The organism is Ruminococcus sp. YE282, assembly GCA_900101355.1.
Lineage (GTDB): Bacteria > Bacillota > Clostridia > Oscillospirales > Acutalibacteraceae > Ruminococcoides > Ruminococcoides bromii_A.
Genome location: FMUV01000059.1, coordinates 1 through 6,430, shown reverse-complemented (window position 1 = coordinate 6,430; position 6,430 = coordinate 1). Strand labels below are relative to the sequence as shown.

Annotated in this window: 5 protein-coding genes and 1 pseudogene; 2 read left to right on the top strand and 4 right to left on the bottom strand. The window is 35.9% G+C overall.

Features of this window, described 5'->3' with window-relative positions:
- A partial coding sequence (locus tag BLP46_RS13165; protein ID WP_167669273.1) for an IS30 family transposase occupies positions 1-216 on the top strand: 216 nt, incomplete at its 5' end.
- A 95-nt stretch (positions 217-311) separates the two neighbouring features.
- Here the strand turns inward: BLP46_RS13165 and BLP46_RS12290 are convergent.
- From BLP46_RS12290 to BLP46_RS12275, 4 genes are read right to left on the bottom strand one after another with little or no spacing between them, the layout of a single operon-like run.
- Positions 312-1,208, bottom strand: a complete 897-nt coding sequence (locus BLP46_RS12290) for a DUF6076 domain-containing protein (RefSeq protein ID WP_092979315.1) — start codon at positions 1,206-1,208, stop codon at positions 312-314.
- Positions 1,205-2,044 carry a class C sortase gene (locus tag BLP46_RS12285; RefSeq protein ID WP_092979313.1) on the bottom strand — a complete coding sequence of 280 codons (840 nt, stop codon included), beginning with the start codon at positions 2,042-2,044 and terminating at the stop codon, positions 1,205-1,207. Before BLP46_RS12285 ends, BLP46_RS12290 begins: the two co-directional genes overlap by 4 nt.
- A gap of 57 nt (positions 2,045-2,101) precedes the next feature.
- Positions 2,102-3,583, bottom strand: a complete 1,482-nt coding sequence (locus BLP46_RS12280) for a SpaH/EbpB family LPXTG-anchored major pilin (protein WP_092979312.1) — start codon at positions 3,581-3,583, stop codon at positions 2,102-2,104.
- Entirely contained in the window at positions 3,580-5,985 is a 2,406-nt protein-coding gene (locus BLP46_RS12275) for a SpaA isopeptide-forming pilin-related protein (RefSeq protein WP_092979311.1), read from the bottom strand. Before BLP46_RS12275 ends, BLP46_RS12280 begins: the two co-directional genes overlap by 4 nt.
- A gap of 218 nt (positions 5,986-6,203) precedes the next feature.
- Here BLP46_RS12275 and BLP46_RS12270 point away from each other — a divergent pair.
- Positions 6,204-6,419, top strand: a pseudogene (locus tag BLP46_RS12270) (transposase); the annotation flags it as partial.
- Positions 6,420-6,430: the final 11 nt, after the last annotated feature.

Sequence of the window (6,430 nt, the reverse complement as noted above, 5' to 3'; positions counted from 1 at the left end):
CATCCGTATTCGTCCTACGAAAAAGGAACTAACGAGTGCCACAACAAAATGCTGCGCAGATTTATACCGAAGGGCAAAAGCATTGACGACTACAGCGCTGATGACATCCTCTACTTTGCGGATAAGATCAACAACCTGCCCAGAAAGATTCTGGGCTACAGAACCCCGGAAGAGCTGTTCGAGCAGGAACTCGACCGCATATATGCTGCCGCGTGAGCCGCGTCGCCGCGAGTTTTCCTCGCTCGTCGCTACGCTCCTCCCTCGAAAAACTCGCGGCGATCTACTACAGACTCAAAAATTGTTGCAACTTGCTATTGCAATTTGCGATCTTTTTTCTCTTTATTTGATGTTCTTTTTATTTTTTTCCATTCGGTTTTAAAATCACTGAATATTTGGATAGCTTCAATGCTACCACAATCTGCTCGACTGGATAACCGAGAAAATATTTTTTTATACATTTTAACAATATTATCGTTACGATAATTTTTATTATATAAATATTCATTATATTTCTGACAGCCTCTAAAATCATTTTCAATTAGTTCTCTATTACATAAATTTCCATCTCTTTTAATATAATAGTGATTACACATTTTACATTTATTTATGATTAGATTTAGTTGAAATATTTCATACAAACTAATAATGCATAATTCCGATAAAGTATCAAATTGAGCACTTGTATAGAAAGAATAATGAATATATTTACTTGATAAATACTTATTTATATCAATTACATTATCACCAACTGAATATGGAAGAGGAATATTAGAATGAATTTTTCTATAAGTTATCCTAAATTGATTATTATATTTATTAAATTTATGATGATTTGAAAAAATTGTTATAACCAAATTTGCTAATGATTCAATTTTACACATATCTTTATTATTAGAACATTCGGTTACAAATTCTTTGATTTTTTCTAATCGCTTTATTTCGATTAGATCAATTTTACAGGACAAGAATATACGTTTTAAGTTATATTTCTTGTCAGAAAAATAATCATCAAGTTTTGATGAATCCATTTTTTTTATCATATTAGATAAAAAATCAACGGATTCTATTATATAGAATAATATTTCTCCCAGTGGGATTTTTGCAAATCCGTTTTCATTTTTAAGGAAACAAAAGTCATAAACTTCATAATTTTTATTTTTGCAAAAATAAATACCATATAAATTATCATTATATTGATTGCTTTTCATAATTCACCTGCGTTAAGTTTTTTTGTTTTTCGTTTTATTATATAGAAAACTGAAAATGTTCCGACAGGAAGAAAAATCAAGCAAAACAGAAGCATTGGCAATGTTTTCGTCGGAACAGAATCATTATTATTGTCTTTTTTATCTGATTGAATATCATAAGTACGTTCTGCATGAACAATTAATCTATGGCTGTTTATGCCGTACGGATAACAAGTGATAAGCGTAAGCAAATCCTTGTTTGTTTCTACATTTAGTTGTTCTGTATCATCAGGGAGGACAACATCTGTTTTATACACTTTGTAAGATAATTTCTGATTTAAAATATGTATATAAATCATATCTCCGCTTTCAAGCTCGTCTATATCATCAAAAAATTTTTGAGTCGGATAACCGCTGTGAGCAGAGATACAGGCGTGTGTATTATTCCCGCCAATCGGAAACGAAGTTTGCTCAAGATGAGCCGCACCCTTTTTTAAAACCTTTTCACTTCCGTGATAAACAGGAAGCTTTACATTTATTTTTGGAATTTCTATATAGCATATAAGACCATCACCGAAATTCATTATGTCGTTGTAGTTGTTTAGAATCTTTTCATAATCGCTGCTTAATTCGCCGTTGAAAAATTTTGAAGCAACCGCTTCGTTGTAAATTTCCGCTTCTTTATATAACTCACTAATTTCTTCCTGAGAGGATAAATTTATGTTATTGTTATAGCCGTTAATTCTGCTTTCGTTAAATAAGCTGTTTATATAATCGCTGATTACGGGAAAGCTTAAACAAGCTACTCCGATTGAAATCAGAACGGAAATGATAATTATTATAAGTTTCTTTTTCATCTTAGTTTACCAAAACCAAGGGGAAGAAATTCTTCCCCTCGGCTGTTATGATTATTATTACTTATTACTTTTCTTTGCCTTTGTAAAGATTAAAAGTGAAAGTCCTGCGAGGGCTAATACTGCTCCTGCCGCATAGAGTATCCATACATAGCCGCCTGTTTGCGGTACGATGAGCTTGGTATCTGTTACAGTACAGGTTGCATATCCGTCTGCAGGAGAGTTTTTAACCCATGTGTCATTATTGAATACTTCGTTGTATTCAACGTCAATGCTTACAGGAATAACGTCTCCGTAAAGGTTATATCCCTCAGGGGCAGCAGTTTCAGAAATGAAATAATTACCGCTTGCAAGGAATCTTTCTTCGCCGTTTGAGTTTAAAAACTTAACTTTGCCGTCACTGTCCGAAGTACCCGAAGCAATTGCGTTATTATGAGCTGCTGCGTCCTTTTCGTTTGTATACAGCTCAAATGTTGCGCCGGCAAGAGCTTTGTTTTCTTCATTGAGCTTTACAACACCGATACCGTATGTATAAACATATACTGTGTTGCCCGGGACGCTGTCTGTGCCGCTTTTGTTGCCGTATACAAGTTCAGCGTCTGTATTTGGATTGCCTTTTGGTCCAACGACTGCGTGAATGTTGATTGTTGCTGAATACTCAACAATAACAGAGTTTACATTTGTTGCGTAGTATTCATCTTTTGCGAGATAATCAGAGCTAATAGCAACGTTAAACTTTGTATCTTTTCCGTCGCCTTTTTCTGTGATATTAAGTTTATAATCTGCGCTTGAAATATCAGAAATCTTGTTACCCTGTTTATCTGCGAGATAGACTTCAAATGAGCTTTCGTCAAGAGTTAAACCTTTTGACATTTCATCATATACTGTGAATGTTGTGAGCTTCTGAGAAACAGAACCGGCAGTTGTATTTGTAAGTTTAAAATCAACTGTGTCACCAAGACCGATATCTGTAAAGTTCTCATTGTGCTTTGTGGAATTTGTTATTATCTTATGAGTTGTAGGCGTATCATCCGAAACTTTGAGTGCAAGGTTAATAGGAGAAATTTCATATACCCAACCATTTTCACCGTAGTAGGGAAGAGCTACAACACTGTTTTCAACTGACTTAACGCCGGCAGGGAATTTTGTGCACTTGACGTAGTAGATACCTTGCTCAAGTTCAGAAAACGTTTTAGTCTTTGTATTGCTTTCAAATGTTCCGTATGAAACGACGCCAGAAGGTAATTCTGATAAATTATCAAGCTTATTCAAAATTGATTTTGAATCGCCGTCTTTAACTTCGTCTTTGATGTCGTCAACAAGAGCTTTGTATGATGTTTCATATGTATTTTGAGAGGTCGAAGTCAGTTTTGCAACTTCAAAAACTTCAAATGTATATCCCGGCTTTGTACAATTAAGTGTAATGGACACTTTTTTAGAAGTATCAAGCAAAGAAGCGGCTGATACGGACGAAAACGCACTTAAAATTAACATTACAGTAATTAAAAACAGTGCAAAAGATTTTTTTAAATATTTATTCATTTGTTTTTCCTCCAGATTTTCTTAAGAAATATAAATGCCGCAGATAAAGCAAAAGTGCCTGTCGCATAAAGTAGCCATACATAGCCGCCTGTCTGTGGCATAACAATATTGCTATCTTTAACAGTTAACTCGGGGTTGAGCGTTTTGTTGCTTTCCGATGATATTTTAAATGATATTTTCTTGTCATAACTCATTTTTCCCTCGGGAGCTTTAGTCTCAACCAGATAGTACTCTCCTACGCTCAAGCCTTTTATAACAAGTTTGCCGTTACTGTCTGTCACAAGAGTTAAGTTGTCAGAACCGTCTTTGACTTCATAATTGCCGTCAGAATTTTTGAAAGCACTTACTGTTTTACCGTCAGAAGTAAACAGCTGCCATTCCGAGCCTGATAATTCGTTGCCGTCTGAGTCTTTTTTATACAATGTTACAGATCCCAATTCAGCTTTATCAATCATAGTGATTGTTTGAATTTCTGCTGTGTTTTTAACTGTAAACTCAATGTCGTCCGCCAGTTTAAAGCCCTGCGGTGCTGATTTTTCGTGAAGTCTGTATGTTTCGCCGACAACGAGCTTTCCGACAATTTCGTGAGCCGAACCATCTGTAACCCACTCATCAATTACGTCATTTCCCTTAAAAAGCTGTAAATTCACACCTTTCAACTGATTGCCAGATTCATCTGTTTTTAAAAAGCGATACTTTGTTGTATCGTCTTTCATTGTAACTTTAGTCGGAGTACCGTCAGACTTTACAGTGAATTCGATTGTATCGGCAATAATATATCCGTCCGGAGCAGCCGTCTCAGTCAATGTATATTTACCCGGAGCAAGTGCTTTGATAATATGAGGGGTAGTTGTTGATACCCATTCGTCAACTAACTTGCCGTTGCTGTCTTTTACAACCAAATTAGCTCCCTCAATTTCTTTTTCACCTGTAATATCTGTTTTGCTGATTACTGTTTCGGTTGAGTCATTTGTCAGTGTTGGAGCATTATATGTTCTGACTGATTCAGTTGTACCGTCACTTGTAATTTGACGGACATTTAATGTATTATCAATTACATATCCTGTTGGGGCTTTTGTTTCCTGAATGGTAATAGTACCTAAGGGTAATGTTGGCTCATTGATAAAATAATAAAAGTCATCACCACTTATGAGATATTCTTTATCATAGCTTATATAACCATTACTATTCGTCTTAAAAACCCAAGTGCGCTCGGGTTTTACGTCTTTAAGTTCACTTTCAGTATTATAAAAATTGTTATAATATTTGATTGTAAATTCTGCGCCCTCAAGACCTTTTCCGCTTCTGTCAGTCTTTTTTAGCAATACGGCTACCGGGTCGTTCTGAGGAACATCAGCGCACGTGAAAGTATATATATCTGTGCCTGAGGCGGATTTTTTACCGCTTTTTGTAAATTCAAAGACTGTATTGTTTATTGCATAACCCTGCGGAGCTTGTACTTCTTTTGCGTAATATTTCTGCAGTGGGACATCAACACCCTCATCGCCGTCTCCGTATTTTCCGAATCCGTTTTCATCCGTTTGAATCCAGCCGAAGTAGTCGGTGCAGGCAGAATCAAGATATATATTAAACTTAGCGCCTTTCAGACTGTAACAAGAGCTGCTGCCTGAAATTTCGGGATTTGATGATGTCTTTTGCAATTGCAGTTTAACGCTTTCACGTGTTACAAGTACCTGCTGATATTTACTTCCAATGTCAAGTACATATAATTTGCTTGACATTGGGATTGACGGAGCAGCTTTTATTGCATTATAAAGTTCCTTAACAGCTTCAAGCCAATAGCCGTTATCATCAGGAATATATCCGTTTGAAATCAGCTTTTTGTATTCATTTTCGCCGCTTGAAATATACGACAAAACAAGATGTGTTAAACAATAATGCAAATCCGAGCCATTCAGCGGAATTACTTCATACCCATATTGAGAGTATTTTAAATTACCGATAAAGGAAGACGGCGTGTTGCCGCTGAATTTGTTCTGATGTTTACTCTCGTTTGTGGTAAAAGCAGAATAGCTGTTTTTAAATCCGTCTCCGCCGTACATATAATACAAGGCTTTTCTAAGCATTGTACAGGTTTCGTTGGTTGATGTTATTTCCTGTAATGTGCCGTTATCAGTTCTGTATGCTCCGTTTGGCGGTGCAGGTTTGTCAGGCTGCATACAATAAACCATTTTTCCGTCGGCAGACATTTGTACAAATTCTCTGTTAAAATTTGTTGTATAAGGAACACTTTTATCCTGATGTAAGGTAATTGATGTTTGCCCTGCTCCAACAGATTCTGTCTCGTCAACGGCTGCAAAAGCCGGTGCTGCGGTTGATATTGAACCTGTTGCTAACGAAACAACAATTGCTAAACTGCAAAGTAGCTTTTTTAACTTCAAAAAATTCATTCCTTTCTTGCTAAAATTCTTCACTTGTTTGTAAACGGTCTGTCTCGACAGTGATACTTTATATGCATATGCACACCTCCTAAAAAATAAAAAAGGCAGCTAAGTGTTTTTTAGAGACCGCCGAAAAGTTTGTGTAAAAGTGAATAATAGACTTCCTTTCAAGCAATAATGGAAACAGAAAAATTAAAGCTTGAAAGGAAGTTTTTTTAATGGAAAAAGTACCGGCAGAAATGATGAGAGAATTTGTAAGAAGTCAGAAATTCACCTCAACAGATGAAGTTATGACAGCAATGAAAAATATGTTCAAGGACATTCTTCAGGAGGTTATGGAATGTGAGCTTGCAGATGAGCTCGGCTACGAGAAAAGCGAAAGAACGTCGAATGATGAGTGTAGCAATAAGTCGAAAAATTACAGAAACGGCTACTAAAAAAAGAC